Source organism: Xenococcus sp. PCC 7305 (genome assembly GCF_000332055.1).
GTDB lineage: Bacteria > Cyanobacteriota > Cyanobacteriia > Cyanobacteriales > Xenococcaceae > Xenococcus.
Genome location: NZ_ALVZ01000199.1, coordinates 1 through 19096 on the forward strand (window position 1 = coordinate 1; position 19096 = coordinate 19096).

Sequence of the window (19096 nt, forward strand, 5' to 3'; positions counted from 1 at the left end):
TTCTCGTTTAAAGATTGACTTTAAAAACCTAACGATTTGGGATTTGGGGTTTTAGGGGTTTGGGGAATAATAATAGCTAGATTTCCCTAATTCCCTACATCCCTATTTCCCTAAGCGAGAAGTATTGACTCATTACTCATTACTTATTACTCATTACTTATCGCATTGCGGATAACCCAAACTAATTTGACCAGGTGATAAACATATTTCTGTAGAAGCGCCAGGAGATTGTAGACGAACTTTTAATGCGCCTTGAATTGTCACGCCTGTAACTACACCAAGATAATTATTGACTGTAACTTCCTGTCCGATGCTAGTCAGCATTTTTTCATAATTAGCTAATATTTGACAGCCACCGTTGTCTAAATAATGCCGATATCCTGAGAGAATTCCCTGAATAGTAATAGCTGTTAACTGTTCGAGACAAGTAATAGAAGTTCGTTCTTGTTCCTGCAAATAGGATTGTAAATTAATCCCCAATTCGGGAACAGGATTAGTCCAATTAATTCCCACTCCAATAACAGCATATTTTATCTTGCCTTTGCTGGTGCGAGTCTCAATTTTGATGCCTCCAAGTTTGCGATTTTGCAAGATCAAATCATTGGGCCATTTTAAAGATACGGGAATATTCAAATTTCTCAGCCTCTTCGCAATGCCCCATGCAGTGGCCATAATCAGATGCCAACTATCATCTAAAGAAATATTTGGCCTAATCGCTACCGAAAGATATAGACCACCAAGAGAAGATTGCCAAGTTCTACCCCATTGACCTGTTCCTGAGGTTTGTTGTAGCGCAATTGCGGCTATAGGCAGAGACTTCCCCTCATCGATCAAAGACAATATTTTTTGATTTGTGGAGGGGATAATCTCAAAGACATATAAATCAACGGGGTTTAGTTTATAGACTGTGGCAAGTTTCGTAAGTTCCTGTTGATAAATCTTTAGATTAAAACTCACTACTTTTGCCCTCTGCCCTTATTATCCGGCTTGACGGGACTGCCCTCTGCCTTCTGCCTTCTGCCTTCTGCCCTCTGCCATCAATTAACAAGAGCGTTCATCAAATCTCGTATAAAACCCACCATATTTAATCCAATATTGTTTGAGTTCATGATGCGGAGTATGTAAACTGGCCTTCGCTTGATAAAGTACTACCTTACGATGATTACCAATCCAAACTTTTCTGACGGGTTCAACAGCAATCAAGGTTCCGCCTAAACTTTTGACACATTCTTCAAATCTTTCGACAGTGGAATATTCTAAAGTTTCAAGGATATAGAAATTGCCTGAACAAATCAAATGTCGACTTCTGATCCAACACTGCATTTTCTTGCGAGCTACTGGTGGCAGCATACTCTGTTTTAGCTCCGAAGTAATCATAAAGTTTCTTTGTTATCTAAAAATCAGATTTACGAAGTCAGAGGAAGCTCCGTTTCCAAAAGCTGCGTCTCTATAAGAGTTGAGATAATGGTAATTCATCAGCAAAACTCGCGCGTTTTTCAAATTTCAAAGGTCCTTTTGCTGAACCCCAAATTTGTTCTCCTGTATTAAGATCCATTCCTCGATCCAAACTAATCCAAGTGGTTTCAGTTATTTCAACATCGCTAACTAAATAGGTCTCTACACCTTTGCGATGAATTAAACATTTATTCCCCGGTTCAACAGCTCCACGGAATACCTCGCCATCCTGTTTAAAAACCATTGAGCAGTTATAACGTCTGTCAATGGATGTGGGACTAATCGTTTGGATGATGTCCTTATTATGCCCTGCCCCTGCATAAATAACAGGATCTTGAAGACTATAATTTTCAATGTAAATATGATCGCCTTTATCTACAAGACGATGTATTCCCTGACGATAGGGTGTCCAAAGATCGTAATCATAAACCTGTTCTGAGTAGAAGCCGATCGCGCCGAAAAATTCCCAGGGCAACGGGCGAAAAAAAACGCGGATATGAGCATAGTCTTTAGAATTAGCAAAAGCCTGTTTTTGATTGCTAAAATCCCCAGCCATCACTTTGGCGAGATCTATTAGTAGAGTTGATTCTGTCTCTCTAGTGCGATCGCTTTTGATTAACATCTGAATAGAAAGTAGAAATTATAAATTATGAATTATGAATATTGAGATTTAACTTTTATTCTTGGGAATTTTTCAGAGAACGAATCTCTGAAGAAAAAGATGCTGTCGTCACACCTTTCCCACTACTGGTTTTGATTAAGGAAACCCTAAACCGCAAGTTAGGCGTTGCAAACCAAATTTTTTCTTCTGCCGCTGCACGATCGTATTTGGTTACCAAAACGAAAGTACCGTCTTCTCCAATCTCATATTCCCCAATCGAAGGAATAGTTTCGGCATAACCTTGCTCTCTAAGCAACTTCCCTCTAGTCAGATCATCCCCATCAGGGATTGGCACGAGAATAGTCGAACCTGACATGGTCTCAGGCTCATCTTCATCCCAATCAGATTCCCCTTCCCAAGTCATTTTAAAAGGACTAGTCGCTAATTTGGGGTCAATATGATTACTTTTACAAAGCTCGATAACCCGAGAATCTTCTGCATCTAAACCGATAATTGCTATCTCAGAAGTTACGGCTTCAAAATGTTGAAAAGCTAAATGATGCGCACTGCGCTGCGATCGCCATTCACCCAGAGAAAGCTTCACAAATTCGACAATATTCATGCAGTTTTAGTATTTTATTAATTTCTTATGATTATTATTTAGTTATCAATTTTTATAATGTTTGTGGGGACTTCTCCCTTAGAATATCCCCACAAATTCGCGCCGTTGATTACTGAGTTACTTCAGTAATACTAGCTATTTTTCCACCTAGTTTATGGATATTCTGAATCTTTTGCGTCAATTGAGCATAACCAACTTCATAAGTGCTATTACTCCGACGATAGTTAGCACCGTTACCAGCTTTAGCAACAGTAATCCGAAAACGTTTTCCTGTGTTGCTAACATTGCCACTACCTTTGGCAGCTGGGGCAATTTTGGAAGATGCATTAGCCCCTAAATCACTAATCAAGCGAGAAGACTGACCAGAATCGCTAGTAGCATCACCACGGAAAAGGCTAAATGTACGATTGAAATCTACATTTTTGCTTCCTGTTTGGGAAACGTTATTACGAGGATAGGGCACAACATTCTCGCCAAAGCTTTCGTTATACTCATCGCTATCGATATAGGAATCGATATCTGCTCCATAACCCTCTTCGCTATAGATAAGGACATGGCGAGCGATTTCTACTTGATCTTGAGGCGCACGGCCCAAGAAATGTTTGCAGTTGAGTTCAATAAAACGATATTGATAGGAATTATCGAAAAACTTGGATTGGTAGAGTGCCGATTGTCCTACTTTGCGAACAAATTCTTTAACAGTAATGTCGCCATTTCGCAACATGGACTCGGCTTCGTCTAAGCGATCGCCTTCTAGAAGATGAGCGTTCCCCAATACCTGCTTGTAAACAGCACGGATTACAGTTTGCAAGTCATCTTCTGTGAAATTGGGACGCAATTCAACGGGTGCAGTAGTTTCTACCCAAAGTGACATTGAAATTTCTCCTGAATTTTTAAAAATTAATTAATCAAAAAAAGCTGTAATCTCTATGGCATAAAAAAATAGATTTTACAGCCTTTACATCATTTATTTAGGCGACTTCGGTAATGCTGACAATCTTGGCTCCAGTGCGATTGATTCGCTGGATTTGAGGAGTCATGCGATTACCAGGAACAGTGTACTCAGTCGTACTCACGCGGCGAGGACTATCAAATTTAGAGCCACTAACTACGATTTTAAAAGTTTTTTCTGTGGCGTCTTTATAGGCCGCAATCCGACCACTAGCTGTGCTACGAGCAGCAGATACAGCAGAGTTCCCAGCCACACTGCTTACCAACAAAGATGCCTTGTTGGCACTATCAATTTCTGCATACCCTTTAAATAGAGACTGGGTACGATTATAGTTAACTTGTTTTTTGCCGATTTCAGTTTTCGCTCCAGTATAGTAGGGAACAATATTCTCGCCGAACTTGTCAGAATATTCTTGGCTATCGATATAGGAGTCAATTTCTGCGTCATAACCTTGGTTAACAGCAGTTTGGATATGAGCTGAAAGTTCTGCTTGGTCGTCAGGAGCACGTCCTAATAGATGTTTGAAGTTTAGCTCCACAAAACGATAAGGAGCACAAGATTCAAAATAACGAGCGCGGTAAAAGTCAGATTTCGCCACGGCACGCACAAACTCTCTAACGCTTAAAGTTCCATTACAAAGTTGGGACTCAGCATTTACTAGGCGTTCGCTCTCCATTACATAAGGATTTCCTAAAACCTGATTATAAACAGCACGAATCACTGCTGCTTTTTCGTCAGCACTACTGGTCTCCCAAAGCTCAAAACGAGCATCTACAACTGGCATTTTATTGATTTCTCCTGAATTTTGTAGTTATTAGTTTCTAAACAGCTTTAGCAGTTAGTTAGTCAATAGTTGCTCTTTACTGGCAACCGTCAACCGACTTGTTCCTGTTATCCCACAAAAGATGGGACAAATGAGGACAACTGTTAAGGGATCTAGATAGAGGTAATACTGGCAATCTGACCGCCTTGTCTGTGGATACGCTTGTATTCATCGGACAGCTTTTCAAAAGGAACAAGATACACTTTGTTGCTACGGCGGAATCTGGAAACGCGATTTACCGCACCTGGAGAAGCATAAGCAGTTACCTCGATTCTATATACTTTTCCATTAGAACTAGCGCCAACCCCATGACGAGAACGAGCACCCAGAGTCGTATCTTGGAAAGACCAGCCGTTGCCAGCAACCCCGCTAGAGGGAGGAATAACCGCCAAAGGAGTGCCTTGAATAATATTTTTATTAAGAACAGGGGTTTTTCCAGCTAAACTTCCTTTGAAGTCGCTAGAAGAGGCACCTCGCAACATGGCAAACATATGAGTAAACTCAACCATAGTCTGACCAGGTTTACTCTTATAACCACGATAGAAGGGAACGAAAAATTCACCATAAGCTTCTTGATACTCGTCACTATCAAGATAGGAATCGATTTCTGCTTCGTAGCCACCATTGTCAAGAATGGTGCTATGGGCTCTCATTTCTTCAAAACTATTAGGTGCACGACCCAAAAGATGTTTGAAATTTAGCTCGATAAAGCGATAACGAGGAGCTTTGTCAAAGAAGCGAGACATATAAGCGTCGGATTTGGCGATCGCACGCACAAATTCACGAACACTCAACTCACCCAGTTTGAATTGGGATTCGGGGATCGTTGCTCTTTCACTTTCCATGACATAAGCATTACCCAATACCTGCCTGTAAACAGCTCGGATAATACTTTCTGCTTCTTCGTCAGAACGACCAGGTACATATTCAAAAGCAGCCGTATCTTCAAACAAACCGACACCAAGTTCGGATGCTGGTCCAAAAACCATTACTAAATCTCCCTTCGCATAATAATATTTTTTTAGGCTTTTAATGTGATGAACACACTATCCCTAAAATGGCAACAAGTCCCCCCTACAGATAAGGTCAACTTAAATATAGGAAGCTACTTAATGCTTATTTACTTGCTCCCTTAAAACAACACCCAAATAAATACAGTTGCCAAAAAATGCCAACGCAATGAAGTAAATTGCCTCAAAACAACAGGTAAATTTTCTTCTCTACGCTAACTTTCCCTAACAACCGAAGTTTACGGTTTTGTTAGAAATTATTGGGGGGCTAAGTCTTCAGCCTATACAATGGCAGAAGACCCAGACCCAGATTGTTTGATGCGTAAGGGCTTGCGCCTTTTGCATTTTAAAAGGGGAGTTTTATCAGTGATAACTATCAAGTCAAACCTCCATATTGGTTTACATAGAGAATTATGCTTAGCATCGTCCTGATAAGTTCTTTTATACAATGCAGCCAGAACCGATATCATCAAGTTTTGTAAATCTTAATGAGGATATATTACACGGATTCTAAATGATCCCAGGCTTTTATTGAGACGGTCCGTGGTAAATCGATGGTCCTTTATCATCAAACCACCACATAAAATCATAAAACTTAATATTTTTTCCCACTTGTTAATCCTCAATCAATTAACTGTTTTATCGTAGGAGAATGTACTACAAAAATACTAGTCTTTGAGTAGCCAAAACCCAGCAAAAGATTCGGACTCGGGATCTGATTGGACTGCAAGAAAATGAACACCCTGAGCTTCCTTTTTACTAGCTTCAAATCCTTTGGCTTCTGAGAGAATTTGAGGATTTGTGACGTTAGCTAAGATCCAACTGTCACTAGCACCTGTTTCGAGGCGCAATCTGGGACGAGAAGTGATTTCCAGTTGCAAGTAACCCATTTCCAGGCCAGACATCCAAGCCGCCAAAGGATTAGCGCGAGGAGAGAAGAAAATAAGCCCAGGAATTTTAGTTTCACCCGCAATATTGGCCAGAGATAGGGGAAAAGCTTCTCCAAAATTAATTTCCCATTCAGACATTTCGGCAAAAGCAGAGCAATCTAAACTTACAAAAGCCCAGCGATCATTCTTATCGCCACGCACCGCATCAGGAAGAGGAATGGCATTGAGAGGAGGATATTTGACGGAAGCAGAATTGGCAGCTTTCTGGTCGTATCCTGTTTCGTTGGGGTAAACAGAGGTCATTCTATCTTCTATCCATTGTGCTAGAGCATAGGTACGACGACTAGCAATTGCAGCGATACCTAACTCTTCGCAGGCTTTGGTAATCATATTATTCATTTGGCGACGGAAGAATCGGATTTTACGGGGCTTGGTTCCCGATTCTGCGATCGCTTTTTCAATAGCTTCGCTCAACCATAGGGAATTAATAGTTTTACTAGAAGTATATTGAGCATATCTAAACAGGTCATCTAGCGATCGATCCGTAGTAGTGGGGCTTTCCTGGATTAAGACTTCCCAGACTTTTTTTTGATTCTCGTCTAAAATCGGACGGGAATAAAAATCTAATTCCCAAATGACATTACTCATATTGTTTTTTAAGCTTTTTATATTAAATGATTTACCCTGATGAGAATAAACCTTAGCGGGTAGTGAGTATTTTATGATTTTTTCAGGTCATCAGTTATCTAAATTAGTAACGAAGATGAAGATAAGATAGATTTTGATAGCTGCTAACAAATTTGAGATGTATGAATAACAATCCAATGGCGAAACAAAATTGTTTCAAGGCGATCGCTCCCTTATTGTTAAGTGTCGGAATCTTGACAACTTTAGTAGGTGAAGTCAGAGCCGATTCGGCTGAAACCATTCCCAGCGATCTAAGGGCAACGATTTCCGAAATTGAGAAAGCAGCCAATGCTCAGGATTTATCAAAGTTGATGAATTTTTATAATGCCAATTTTACTAATAGTGATGGTTTAACTGTTGAGGTGATGGGCCAAGCCCTAGAACAAGTTTGGTCAAATTATCCTCGATTGCGATACCAAACCACCATTGAATCTTGGGAGCAACAAGGAGATCTTTTCGTCGTAGAAACTCTAACCCAGATGGATGGCTCTCAAATAGACCAAGGCAGAGCTATTAGTTTAAACTCTACTATGCGATCGCGACAGTATTTTCAAGACCAGCAAATAATTCGGCAAGATATTATTTCAGAGCAAACCGAGCTTAAAACTGGTTCCCAACCGCCTGAGCTTAAGGCGATCGCTCCTGATACAGTGACAGTGGGCGAGAAATATAGTTTTGATGTTATTGTGACTGAACCTTTAGAGAACAAGGTTTTACTTGGTGCAGCCCTGGAAGAAAAGACAGCTAGTGAGCTCTATATTAATCCTAGTACGTTGGAGTTGGAGCCTCTTTCTGCAGGAGGAATCTATAAGGTGGTCACAGCGCCATTACTTCCTGACAATCACTGGTTATCTGCGATTGTGGTGAGAAGCGATGGCATTACTATGGTGACCAAAAGGGTCAAAATCGAAAGAGATTAGTGTCGCTGCGCGGAAGTCAAGAGTCAAGAGTCAAAAGTCAAGAGTCAAAAGTTTGTAATATCAAGCTTTAGAGCTGGTTGGTATAGTGTTTTTATTATATCCAAGTTTACTAGATTAAAGCCTTCTGCCTTCTGCCTTCTGCCTTCTGCCCTCTGCCTTACCGATAACTAAGACTCATAAATTTGATCGATTAGTTCCTGATATTTTTCTCGGACTTGAGGGCGCTTAATTTTAAATGTTTGCGTCATTGTGCCATTTTCCTGGGAAAAAGGTTCGAGAATAAATTGAAAATCGGTGATGCGATCATCAGTCCGATATCCTGGGCGATCTTGTACTTGACGAGTCAGTTCTTTACGAAACAGATCCCGAATGGGTTTACTGTAGAGAGCGCTATTGGCCACAGTTGCTAAATCAGCTTCGGAAGATGGCAATTGCAGTTGCAGGTTTTGTTGAGTAATCCATTGTTGTACAGTTTCTAGGTTCGGAACAATCAATGCGCCCAAAGCCCGTTGGTCTTGTCCAACCAACATAATCTGATCTATATAACTACTGCGAATACAAGCATCTTCTATCGGTTGAGGTTCAATATTTTCACCATTAGTCAGCACAATCGTATCTTTGGCTCTGCCTGTTAATACCAAGTCATTATCTGGGGTGACCCAACCGAGATCTCCACTATCAAACCAACCTTCAGCATCAATCGCTTTAGCTGTGGCTTCGGGGTTTTTATAATAACCTTGCATGACCTGAGAGCCTCGAATGAGGACAAGTCCCTTGGCTCCTGTGGGTAAAGCTTCTTTGGTTTCGGGATTAACTATTTTGATTTCTGTTTCGGCGATCGGCTGTCCTGATGTTTTGGAGAAGTTGCGATCCAAGGTTCGCGCATTAGTTACAGGAGCTGTTTCGGTAAGACCATAGCCGACCAACACAGGAATATTTACCAGCTCATAAAAATCATCTAAATGTTTTGCTAGAGAACCACCACCACTAACAAAGGTTTTTACTTTGCCACCCACGGCATCTCGAACTTTTTGGTAAACGATTTTGTCTCCTAGAAGATGCAACGGTAAGAGAGCAAATGTTTGGAGAGTGGCGAATAACTTTGCGATCGCAGAAGGTTGTAAATTATCTAAATCCAATCCCCGAGACAGACGACGCGCCATGACATATTTTTGTGACAGATTAAAAAACCAATTAATCAATTTTTGTTTGGTCGGAGCTTGCTCGCGAAACTGTTTTTGAACACCTTCATAAAGAGATTCCCAGAGACGAGGGACGCCGATCATGTAGTGGGGTTGATATGTTTTGAGGTCGGATTTTAGAGATCGCAGATTAGTATAATATTGGGTGCAGCCCTGGGATAGTAGATAATATTCCGCACTTCTTTCGTAGGCATGCCAGCTAGGAAGAATACTTAAGACGCGATCGCCTTGTTCGCAGAGAATAATTTGTCGGAGATTATTGACCTGATGCAACAAATTACCGTGGGACAACATGACCCCTTTGGGTTTGCCGGTGGTACCGGAAGTATAGATGAGAGTTGCTAAAGTTGATTTGTCTTGGGTAACTTTTGCTAGGGAATGATTACTGCCGAGCTCTAATAGTTGAGAGAAATTAAGAATTTTGGTACTTGAGCTTGTGGGAATTTCTTCATCGGAAAGCAAGATAATAAATTTTAAAGATAATGCTTCGATTTGAGGAGATAGACGATTTAAAGTTTTGAGGTTTTCTACGATTAAGCTACTGCTATCACTATTTTCGTATATATAAAGTAGTTCCTGTTGTTCTGCGCTACCCGAGCGAACAACATCGACTCCACCCGCCATCATAATTCCTTGGTCAGCAATCAACCAACGGGGGCTATTATCGGCAAACAAGGCTATTTTGTCTCCAGAGGAAACACCCAAGGCTTGCAATCCTGCGGCACAACACTGAATTTTTTGATAAAGTTCTTGATAGCTTAAAGTGACTTTAGACTTAAGATGAGGCGCATTTAAAGCCATGATCCCACCAAATGCTTGAGCCGCGATTGGCCAAATTTCAGGCAAAGAATTAACAGATTTATAGTTTATATAAGAATTAATAGTCATAATGCGATCGCAATTTTCCGTAATCTCTAATTTAAGGTAAGAATAATTGGATTTTAGATCAATTAATAATAACTAGTAGACAGATTTGCGATCGCACGGTGGAAAAAGTAAAAAAATATGTAGGTTAGATTGCCAAGCGTGGTTTTGACAACTTAGAATAAACATTAGATTACAAACTACAATTATTTGCTTGTGATAAAAGCATTAGCTTAAAAGATTTTATTAAAAAACTAGTCAGCTTTTTTTTTAGATAAATTAGACTGCCCATGTAGAGTGGTCACCCCTAAATTTAAGTGGAGCATAAAACAATGAAATGGTATATCCAAGTTTGGAAAAAGTATGCAGTTTTCAGTGGAAGAGCACATCGAACTGAGTACTGGATGTTTTTCCTCTTTAACTTCATCGTTGCGATTGGGGTGGGATTGATCTCGGGAGTTCTTGGAGCAATTACCAGTACAGACCAAAGCATTCTTGGCAATATTTATACACTAGCTACTCTAGTTCCGAGTCTTGCTGTGGGTGTTCGGAGAATGCATGACACCGATCGCAGTGGATGGTGGATAATTGTACCGATCGCAAATCTCATATTTGCCATTACTAAAGGAACTGAAGGAGAAAACAGATTTGGATCTGCTCCTAGCTTATAACAGCATTTAGATTCCTAAAGAGAAGAGCATCATGCGATCGCGGATTTCCGTAATTCCCAATTAATTTTAGAATAATGGCGTTGCTGATTTAAAACATGAAAGAATTTTGGACTAATCTTCTTTGCTTCTTTCTTTGCGTCTTTGCGCCTTTGCGCGAAACAAGTTCATATCTGGATTCAGCAACGCCAGAATAATTAGTCTTCAATTTACTTCAAGGCTGGCACCACATTGTTTACAAAAATTCGCGTCGATATCGTGGCGAGATAAGTTGCAATTGCGACATTGCTTTTGCACAACATTCGTATTTTTCTGGAATTGGCCGACAAGTTCTCTAAGTTGCCAAGGAATAAACAAAACTCCTGTGGAAATCATCATCAAAGTCATCGCCTTACCTGCTTCAGACAGAGGTGTCACATCACCATATCCGACTGTTGTCATAGTAACGACTACAAAATAGAAAGCATCAAAAAAGTTATTTAAATTTCCTTGGTGAAATGGGCTCTCGACCTGAAAAATCAATCCAGCATAGATAAAAATTAAAGAAAATAGCGTCAAAAATATCTTGGCAAAAGCAAGGGCATCTTCGGTTTCTATGCCTAATATTTTGGTCTCCAATCTCCAAAAACGAATAATTCTTAAAAGTCTAAACCAGCGAAATATTCGGATAAACCGAATATCCATGACTCCGAAAACTAGGGGGAAAATAGCGATCAAATCTATTAAAGAAAAACCGCTAAAAAAAAATCTTGCTTTATTCTCAGATGACCAAAATCGGCAACTATACTCAATCGTAAAAATTACTAAAATACCCAGATCAACTAGATGCAGAATCTGAGCTAATGAATCACCAATTGGGTAGGTTTCGGTAACAAATATAACTAAAGAAAGTAAAATTAACCCTAAAATTACTAAATTAGCTGTTAAGCCAATAGGAGTTTCAATATCATCTAGATAATAAGCAACCTTTTCCTTCATTAATTGTTTATGGGGAGATGCAATTTGGTTCAGCAATAGTAAAACTTTAATTTAAAAATCAATTTAAAAAATCTGGACGAGATTGTTGGTTAACTTGTAAGTTTGCTGCTAGGTTATCCCATTTTTTCTGTTCTATCAATTTGATAATTTGCCCTAAATTGTCACGATATTCATAAAGCGATCGCAACAAAGCCTGACTATTATATTCTGCCATCATTCTTCCCAATTCAGGATTGCCCCCACCGACACGACTGGTATCTCGAAAGCCAGAGCTAGCGAGCTGTTTTGCCAGTTTTAATACTTCAGCATCTTTTTCTCCAAGGCAACTAGTAATTAGGCTGGCACTAACCATGACTGGAAGATGGGAGATCCAAGCAACAGCGCGATCGTGGACTTCGGGAGCACAAATATAAGGAATTGCACCCACAGATATTGCCAGAGTTTGTAACTTCTCTAGATCAATATCTTTAGTATTTCGACTGGGAGTGAAAACATAAGCCGCACCCTGAAATAAATCGCTTTGTGCGGCCTTGATCCCTTGTTCTGCGGTTCCTGCCATGGGGTGACCACCAATGAAATTTGTCCATAAACCAGAGCATTCATCTACGATGTTTTTTTTAACTGATCCGACGTCGGTAACGATAGTATTGGGTTCGAGATAGGGAATTAGTTGTTTCAAGGTTCTGGCGATCGCGCCTATGGGAGTACAGATAATCACAATTTCCGAGTCTTGTAGCAAACTCAATTCGGTGCTCGCTTCGTCGACAACTCCTCTGGCCACAGCAATTTCACAGGTTGTTACTTTCCGTGATACTCCCAGAATTTGGTGATTCAGAGATTTTAAATCTAAAGCTAAAGAGCCACCAATCAAACCTAACCCGACAATTCCAATCTTCATAGCTGTCAAAATATTCACTATCAAAGATCATATAGGAACTTGACAAGATTCATCTTTATTAAAGATAATGGGAGGCTGTGTGTCTATTCATGCTCGGATCGGGTTCAGACATCTTTAACAATGGAAAATTGATAATGGAAAATTGAAAATTACCTCTTTCAGTTTTTGGTTTTTGATTTTTAGTTGTTAATCGACAAAAATGTCGCAACAAGCTGGAATTCTTATTCAAAATGGAATTTTACATCGCTTTTATGCGACTACCCCTACGGCAAACTAAATTTCAGATTAACCTATGACTTACGCAATTATTGAAGCTGGCGGTATACAACTCAAAGTGGAGCCAGGCCGTTTTTACGATATCAATCTACTTCCTGTAGACGCTGAATCCAATTACACAGTAGACAAAGTTTTACTAGTAAATAACGATGATGAAATCACCATCGGGCAGCCTTACATTGAAGGAGCTACAGTAGAAGGTACGGTATTGCGCCATCGTCGCGGTAAAAAAGTTATCGTGTACAAAATGCAGCCGAAAAAGAAAACTCGTAAAAAACGAGGACACCGCCAAGAGTTAAGTCGTTTAATGATTAATTCTATTAGTATGGGAGGCTCTGTAATTGCAGCTGCTCCCGAAACTACTGAAACTCCTATCACAGCTGATGATTCAGAGGAGTAATTAGGTTTTAGGCATTAGGGGGTTAGGTTTTAGGTTTAAAGGGCATATTTCCCCATCTCGAACCTCTTCCTTAACTGAGGCTGTTGGAGTAGAAATTCGTTAATACTATTTATTTAAATACACTTGGAGAATAAATATGGCTCACAAAAAAGGTACTGGTAGTACTCGTAACGGTCGCGATTCAAATTCCAAACGATTGGGCGTTAAACGCTATGGTGGTCAATCCGTGACCGCAGGTAGCATCTTAGTTCGTCAAAGAGGCACTAAATTTCACCCTGGAAATAATGTTGGTCGCGGTAAAGATGACACTTTGTTCTCGCTTATTGAAGGCGAAGTGAAATTCGAGTATCGCAAGAGAGGACAACAAAAAGTTAGTGTTTATCCTCTAGCTGAAGTTGCAGCAACAGCTTAGTGCCGATTCGTGGAAGTAATAAGTAAGTCGTGAAAGTAATAAGTAATAAGTATTGACCTGTCAGCTTTTTGCTCTTTGTTGATAGATAGCTTATTTGCTCCCACGTCTACTAGAATCGCCAAGCGATTATTAGAAAAAATAACAATCAAATTCGCGACTTGTGTTCGCGAATTTTTTTTATGATGATTCCCTATTCCCTATTCCCTATTCCCTATTCTACGTGAGCTAGACGAGAAATTTCTTAATAAGATGCTTGATTTTAGTTAACCTGACAGTACCCTCTGGGGGAGTCAGTCGAATCTAACTCTGTAATAATATGTTCCTAGAATTTGCTCTAATTACTTCACAGATGATGACAAAAGTTACAAAACACATATCAGGAATTCTATGGAGCTTTACTTATATTAGCTTGATAACAATGACAGCTGCTGTAATGAAAGGCATAACTGCTCGCCCCAGTGCCAGTGCGGAAACAATCCGTTTTCATGTTATTGGTCCTCTGACCCTATCTTTATCTATTGAATCTCTAGAAACCTTTGCCGAATCTGGAGAAATAACAGGGAATCTCAAGCTATTTAATTCGTTTCTCGACGATCAAATTATGGCAGAGTTACGTCAAGGACTTCAGCAACGTCTGCAATTAGATGTCGTGCAGACCTATAATCTGAGTTATTCCCCTCTAGGACGGAAAACGATTGCTCAAATAGGCAAATTAGTTCGCTTCACGCCTAAGCGGAATGGATTTTATGGACTGCGAGCTGCCCTACTTGGAGCTGCTGCAAATTCAGATGGGGAGGGCTGGACCATTCTCGACGCCATTGCACAATTTCCTACCGAAACGATTGAAGTTAATGTCCAAGATTTGCTCCAACTAAGACGGATATTAGAGGATTACTTGGACTATAAACAAGCCGTGGTGCAAGCGATCGAAACCAGGGCGCAAAAAGAAGTAGAATCTCAATGGGATTTAAATTTAACTAATTTGTCGGACTTAAGTCAGCTAGGCTCCTATGACTTCGAGCTCAAAACTCTAACAGTTAATAATCCAGCTCTGCGTAAAACTAAAACCGGTTTATCCGTTAACTACGACTTTCCAGTCAATGTATTTATCCCTCAAGGATTGAGTCAGCCCGCACCAATTATTATTGTTTCCCATGGATTTGGTGCAATTAAAGATAATTTTGTTTTTATTGCCGAACATCTAGCTTCCTATGGCTTTGTCGTTGTGGTCCCAGAGCACATCGGCAGTAACCTATCCTTTCGTCAAACCTTTCTCGAAGGAAGGCTGAATACACTGCTTAGCCCCATCGAGTTTGTTAATCGCCCCCAAGAAATTTCCTTTTTAATCGATCAATTGGAAGAATTAGTTGCCTCTGATTCTCAATGGGAAAAGTTGTTAAATATAAAGCAAATTGGCTTGTTGGGTGATTCTCTCGGAGGAACTACGGTCCTTTCCCTTGCAGGAGCAAATGTTAATCATGCTCGTTTGATTGAAACTTGTAACCAAGAAAATATAATTTTGAATGTATCTTTATTTCTACAGTGCCGAGCCCAATTTTTGCCTCCTCAAAATTTTTATTTAGGCGACCCCAGAATCAAAGCTGCGATCTCAGGTCATCCACTTACTAGTGGGATCTTTGGTCCAGAAGGCATGAGCAGGATCAACATTCCCCTAATGATGGTTGCTGGAAGCGATGATTTAGTAACTCCAGTTGTTACAGAGCAGATTCATCCTTTTGTCTGGATGGAGTCAGAGTCCAAATACTTAGCGTTATTCAAGCCAGGAACTCATTTTGCTACTAGCGAACAAAGTGCCGAGGGTTCTGAATCGATACCGCCAATTTTGATGGGAAAACATCAAGAATTTGGCAGACAATACTTTAAGGGACTGAATGTAGCATTTTTTGAGACTTATTTGCGAGGGAGGAGCGATTTTTTACCCTATTTAAGTTCAGCTTATGCCCAAGCCATAAGTAAAGGAAATCCAATGAGCCTTGAGATTATTACATCTCTGACTCCTAAAGAATTAGAAACTGCCTATGACGGAAATCCTCCTATCCCAGTTGTTCCTGAACCCATTGAATCGATTGTTACTATTCGGAAAGAGAGTATTATCGACCAAATTCAACGCACTGGAGTACTAAAAGTGGCAATGCGTCTTGATGCTCCTCCATTCGGTTATATAGACAGTCAAAAGGAATGGTCTGGTTACTGTGGGGATCTGGCCGTTGCGCTCAAAAATTATTTGGCCAACAAGTTGGGCTTGGATTTAGAAATAGAGTTGGCACAACTGCCTTCAACCCTAGAAAATCGATTTTCCCTGCTCCAAGAAGATACAGTTCATTTAGAATGTGGGCCGAATACTATTCGCCAAGATCTATCAGGAATAACTTTCTCCAGTCCAATCGGGGTAAGTGGAACTCGTTTTCTGAGTCAACTGCAACGTCAAACCGAAATTAATCCAAACCTATCTTTAGAGGGTTTGAGAGTGGGAGTTTTGAAAAATACGACCACTGAAAAATTTGTTCAGAATAACTATCCTCAAGCCGAATTGGTATATTTTGAAGGTCCCCAAGGAAGAGAATCTGCTGTCAAAGCTGTTTCCCAGGGACACATCGATGCCTTTGCTGGTGATAGTATTTTGTCTCTAGAAGAAGTTAACCGGCAGAATTTATCTCTTGATAATTACATTTTGCAACCCAGACAACCCTTAACCTGCGATTTCTATGGACTGCTTCTCCCTAATGACGATCCTCAATGGAGAGCCATGATCAACGAATTTATTGCAGATTCCTCTGCTCAACAAAAAATCAGAGAAAAATGGTTAAATTCAATGTTATATACTGAGTTGAATGATTTACAATACTGCCTTAACCGGTAATCAAAAACATTATTTAAATCAATTTTGAAACTTAACCTGACAGTACCAGCTACTCAGTTCTGACAGATTCAAAAAAATTCGCCGAGCTGACGTTATTCTCTATTCTCTATTCCCAAAAGCGTAAATTTTTTCACCTCACAAGTCAAATAATTGCTATATGAAAAGATCAACTATCAATTAAAACATCAAGCTTTTGGAGAATTTGAGGTAGGTTGGTTGACTTGATTAAATAGTCCTTAACTCCGGCCTGTTGTAACATTTCCCATTCCAGCTCCTCCATGCTTGAACAGAGAAGAACCAACTGTAAAGTTTCTGGATTATATCTGTCTTTGAGAATATCAATAAAATCATAGACTGGTGTTGCTAGGTCCCGATCAAATATAATTATTTTGGGTTCTAAGAGACGAATTTGCTCGATCGCACTACTAGCATCCACTAACCAGACTAATTTATAATATGCTGCGGTTAATAACTCGCAAATAAAGGTAGCAATCACATCATCTTCAGTAATTAAAATAATATTTCGTGATTGTTCAACTTCTCTATCATTTTGGATCATCGCATCGTTTTTGATCGGATTCAGTCGAATCTGATCAGGCAAACATACTCTAAACAAAGAACCTTGTCCGACAGTAGATTCTACTTCAATAGTTCCACCATGAAGTTCCACTAGTTGTTTTGTCAGGGCCAGACCTAGACCTGTCCCACCATGAATCCGTTGACGGGAATTTTCGAGTTGTTTAAACTTTTCAAATAATAGAGGCATTTGCTGTTGAGAAATCCCAATACCCGTATCTTCAACTTCAAAAATTACTATTTTTCCCTCGCGCCAAATTCTTAAACTTACTTGTCCCTGTGCTGGGGTAAATTTAATGGCATTACTAATTAAATTAAACAGAATTTCTTGAATTCTTATATCATCAGCATCAAATAAATCGTTCGTTGGTTTGATCAGAAAATCTAAATTTAAATCAATGGATTTATTAGCTGCTTCCTCTTCACATAAATGCAATACTTTTCGAGCTAGACGATAAAGAGAAATTCTCTCAATATTTAGAAGATGCTTGCCCGATTCTACTTCCGAAAATTCTAAAATGCTATTGATTAATGATAAAAGATGGGTTCCACTATCATGAATTGTTTTCAAATATTGTCGCTGCTTTTCGATCGGTAAAGGAATCTTGCCTTCAGCAAGAGACCAATGCAACAAAGTACCTGATAAACCAATTACACGAGTTAAAGGAGTTCTCAGCTCATGACTCATATTTCCCAAAAACTCATTCTTGGATTGATTGGCCATTTGAGCCGCAACTAGGGCATTTTTTATTTGTTGGGCTTGAGTTTCAACTTGCTTTTCTAACAGTTGCTTTTGTTTATGTAGATGCTGATAAGATTGATTCTTGTAGGTTGCGATCGCAATATAATTGGCAATCTGACGCAAAAATTCAATTTCTCGGTTTTTCCACTGTCTAGGAACATCACATTGATGGGCAATTAAAAACCCCCACAAGCGATCGCGCAAATTAATGGGAGTTACAAGTTTCGCTTTGACTTGTAGTTGTACCATTAAATCTTGCAGACAGGGCGAAAGATTGGACTCCAAGCTAATATCATGAATTACTAAACTAAAACCATGACGATACTTAGTAAAACAACGAGGGGAAGTAGTAAAACATTGTTCTTCATGAAAATTGAGTACCGAAGCAACAGATTCCGTTGCCAAAGCTTCGTAAGTAACTCGATCAATAGTATTCGGTAGGGCTTCAGTAGTATCAGTTGCCACATTCAACTGATAAATTACTAGGCGATCTATTTCTAATAACTTACGGACTCTTTCTAGAGCAATTTGAATAGTATCAAATAATTTCCAATTATTACTAATATGACTTTTAAACTGCTCCAGAATTTTTTGCTGCTCTGCCTGGTAATTTAGAGACATCCCCATAGGAGGAGAGAATCTCGGAGAGCAATCTTTAATTGAATGCAAAGGATGGGTCAAGTTTAGATCTTTATTAGTGCCGAGTAAATCCAATATAGATTCGACAAAATCTCCTACATAATTAACTTGAGAGGGAATTTTCTCGGCAATTTGAGACTCTATAAGATCAACAATTCTCGAATTATTTCGATATAAGTTACGTAAGCGATTGATGTAATCAGATATATTTTCGGAATCAAAACTAATGCTAGTTTGATAACAACTCTCTGCTGGGTTAATAACACCCAACAACAAGGCGTTAAAATCTGGGGTCACCAAAAGAGAAAACTTTTCATTTTTTAATGTATGATGACCATTCAGTGCTGAAGTGTTATGAGTTAATGCTAATAATTCTTGTTCCGTAACCAAAAAGGTATTGTTTCCAACTTTTTTTGCGGTTGCAACCCACAATCGGCGCAGTTGACTAAAAACTGCACTGGTTGAAGTCCGCTCGATGATCGGAAATTGATAATTCTGGGACAGTTTTCCCATTTGATAAATTCAGCAAGTTTAGAATCTGACTCGGAACCTTATCCAATATCCCTTATTTCTGACCCTGTTTATCTTAACTGTAATTAT

Annotated in this window: 17 protein-coding genes; 5 read left to right on the forward strand and 12 right to left on the reverse strand. The window is 39.5% G+C overall.

Features of this window, described 5'->3' with window-relative positions; translation table 11 throughout:
- Positions 1-153: 153 nt before the first annotated feature.
- The 8 genes from XEN7305_RS16740 to XEN7305_RS16775 form a co-directional block, all read right to left on the reverse strand.
- On the reverse strand, positions 154-957 hold the full coding sequence (locus XEN7305_RS16740; RefSeq protein ID WP_006510662.1) for a biotin--[acetyl-CoA-carboxylase] ligase: 804 nt from the start codon (positions 955-957) through the stop codon (positions 154-156).
- A gap of 84 nt (positions 958-1041) precedes the next feature.
- Positions 1042-1377, reverse strand: a complete 336-nt coding sequence (locus XEN7305_RS16745; protein ID WP_006510663.1) for a hypothetical protein — start codon at positions 1375-1377, stop codon at positions 1042-1044.
- Positions 1378-1447: 70 nt separating this feature from the next.
- Positions 1448-2077 carry a chromophore lyase CpcT/CpeT gene (locus XEN7305_RS16750; protein ID WP_006510664.1) on the reverse strand — a complete coding sequence of 210 codons (630 nt, stop codon included), beginning with the start codon at positions 2075-2077 and terminating at the stop codon, positions 1448-1450.
- Between the two features lie 55 nt (positions 2078-2132).
- Entirely contained in the window at positions 2133-2678 is a 546-nt protein-coding gene (locus tag XEN7305_RS16755; RefSeq protein WP_006510665.1) for a phycobiliprotein lyase, read from the reverse strand.
- A gap of 109 nt (positions 2679-2787) precedes the next feature.
- Positions 2788-3552 carry a phycobilisome rod-core linker polypeptide gene (locus XEN7305_RS16760; RefSeq protein WP_006510666.1) on the reverse strand — a complete coding sequence of 255 codons (765 nt, stop codon included), beginning with the start codon at positions 3550-3552 and terminating at the stop codon, positions 2788-2790.
- A 97-nt stretch (positions 3553-3649) separates the two neighbouring features.
- On the reverse strand, positions 3650-4414 hold the full coding sequence (locus tag XEN7305_RS16765; protein ID WP_006510667.1) for a phycobilisome rod-core linker polypeptide: 765 nt from the start codon (positions 4412-4414) through the stop codon (positions 3650-3652).
- A gap of 152 nt (positions 4415-4566) precedes the next feature.
- Positions 4567-5442, reverse strand: coding sequence for a phycobilisome linker polypeptide (locus tag XEN7305_RS16770; protein WP_006510668.1), 876 nt, complete (start codon positions 5440-5442; stop codon positions 4567-4569).
- A gap of 689 nt (positions 5443-6131) precedes the next feature.
- The gene (locus tag XEN7305_RS16775; RefSeq protein ID WP_006510669.1) at positions 6132-7001 is read right to left on the reverse strand and encodes a Tab2/Atab2 family RNA-binding protein; all 870 of its coding nucleotides are present in this window, start codon (positions 6999-7001) and stop codon (positions 6132-6134) included.
- A 161-nt stretch (positions 7002-7162) separates the two neighbouring features.
- Here XEN7305_RS16775 and XEN7305_RS16780 point away from each other — a divergent pair, with 161 nt between their 5' ends.
- A complete protein-coding gene (locus tag XEN7305_RS16780; RefSeq protein ID WP_006510670.1) occupies positions 7163-7960 on the forward strand; it encodes a hypothetical protein in 798 nt (265 codons plus the stop codon).
- A gap of 167 nt (positions 7961-8127) precedes the next feature.
- On the opposite strand, the gene XEN7305_RS16785 is transcribed toward XEN7305_RS16780, so the two are convergent.
- Positions 8128-10050: a long-chain fatty acid--CoA ligase gene (locus tag XEN7305_RS16785; RefSeq protein ID WP_006510671.1), complete on the reverse strand. Its 1923-nt coding sequence runs from the start codon at positions 10048-10050 to the stop codon at positions 8128-8130.
- Positions 10051-10358: 308 nt separating this feature from the next.
- Between XEN7305_RS16785 and XEN7305_RS16790 the strand changes: the two genes are divergently transcribed.
- Positions 10359-10697, forward strand: a complete 339-nt coding sequence (locus XEN7305_RS16790; protein WP_006510672.1) for a DUF805 domain-containing protein — start codon at positions 10359-10361, stop codon at positions 10695-10697.
- 201 nt (positions 10698-10898) lie between these two features.
- Here XEN7305_RS16790 and XEN7305_RS16795 read toward each other — a convergent pair whose 3' ends face one another.
- A complete protein-coding gene (locus tag XEN7305_RS16795) occupies positions 10899-11672 on the reverse strand; it encodes an ion transporter (protein ID WP_006510673.1) in 774 nt (257 codons plus the stop codon).
- A gap of 58 nt (positions 11673-11730) precedes the next feature.
- Positions 11731-12570 carry a prephenate/arogenate dehydrogenase gene (locus XEN7305_RS16800; RefSeq protein WP_006510674.1) on the reverse strand — a complete coding sequence of 280 codons (840 nt, stop codon included), beginning with the start codon at positions 12568-12570 and terminating at the stop codon, positions 11731-11733.
- A gap of 292 nt (positions 12571-12862) precedes the next feature.
- On the opposite strand from XEN7305_RS16800, the gene rplU reads away from it, so the two are divergent.
- The 3 genes from rplU to XEN7305_RS16815 all read left to right on the forward strand — a co-directional run bounded on the left by rplU (position 12863) and on the right by XEN7305_RS16815 (position 16539).
- A complete protein-coding gene (gene rplU, locus XEN7305_RS16805) occupies positions 12863-13246 on the forward strand; it encodes a 50S ribosomal protein L21 (protein ID WP_006510675.1) in 384 nt (127 codons plus the stop codon).
- Positions 13247-13382: 136 nt separating this feature from the next.
- Positions 13383-13658: a 50S ribosomal protein L27 gene (gene rpmA / locus XEN7305_RS16810; protein WP_006510676.1), complete on the forward strand. Its 276-nt coding sequence runs from the start codon at positions 13383-13385 to the stop codon at positions 13656-13658.
- Positions 13659-14076: 418 nt separating this feature from the next.
- Entirely contained in the window at positions 14077-16539 is a 2463-nt protein-coding gene (locus tag XEN7305_RS16815) for an alpha/beta fold hydrolase (RefSeq protein ID WP_006510677.1), read from the forward strand.
- Between the two features lie 166 nt (positions 16540-16705).
- On the opposite strand, the gene XEN7305_RS16820 is transcribed toward XEN7305_RS16815, so the two are convergent.
- Positions 16706-19009: a GAF domain-containing hybrid sensor histidine kinase/response regulator gene (locus tag XEN7305_RS16820; protein WP_006510678.1), complete on the reverse strand. Its 2304-nt coding sequence runs from the start codon at positions 19007-19009 to the stop codon at positions 16706-16708.
- Positions 19010-19096: the final 87 nt, after the last annotated feature.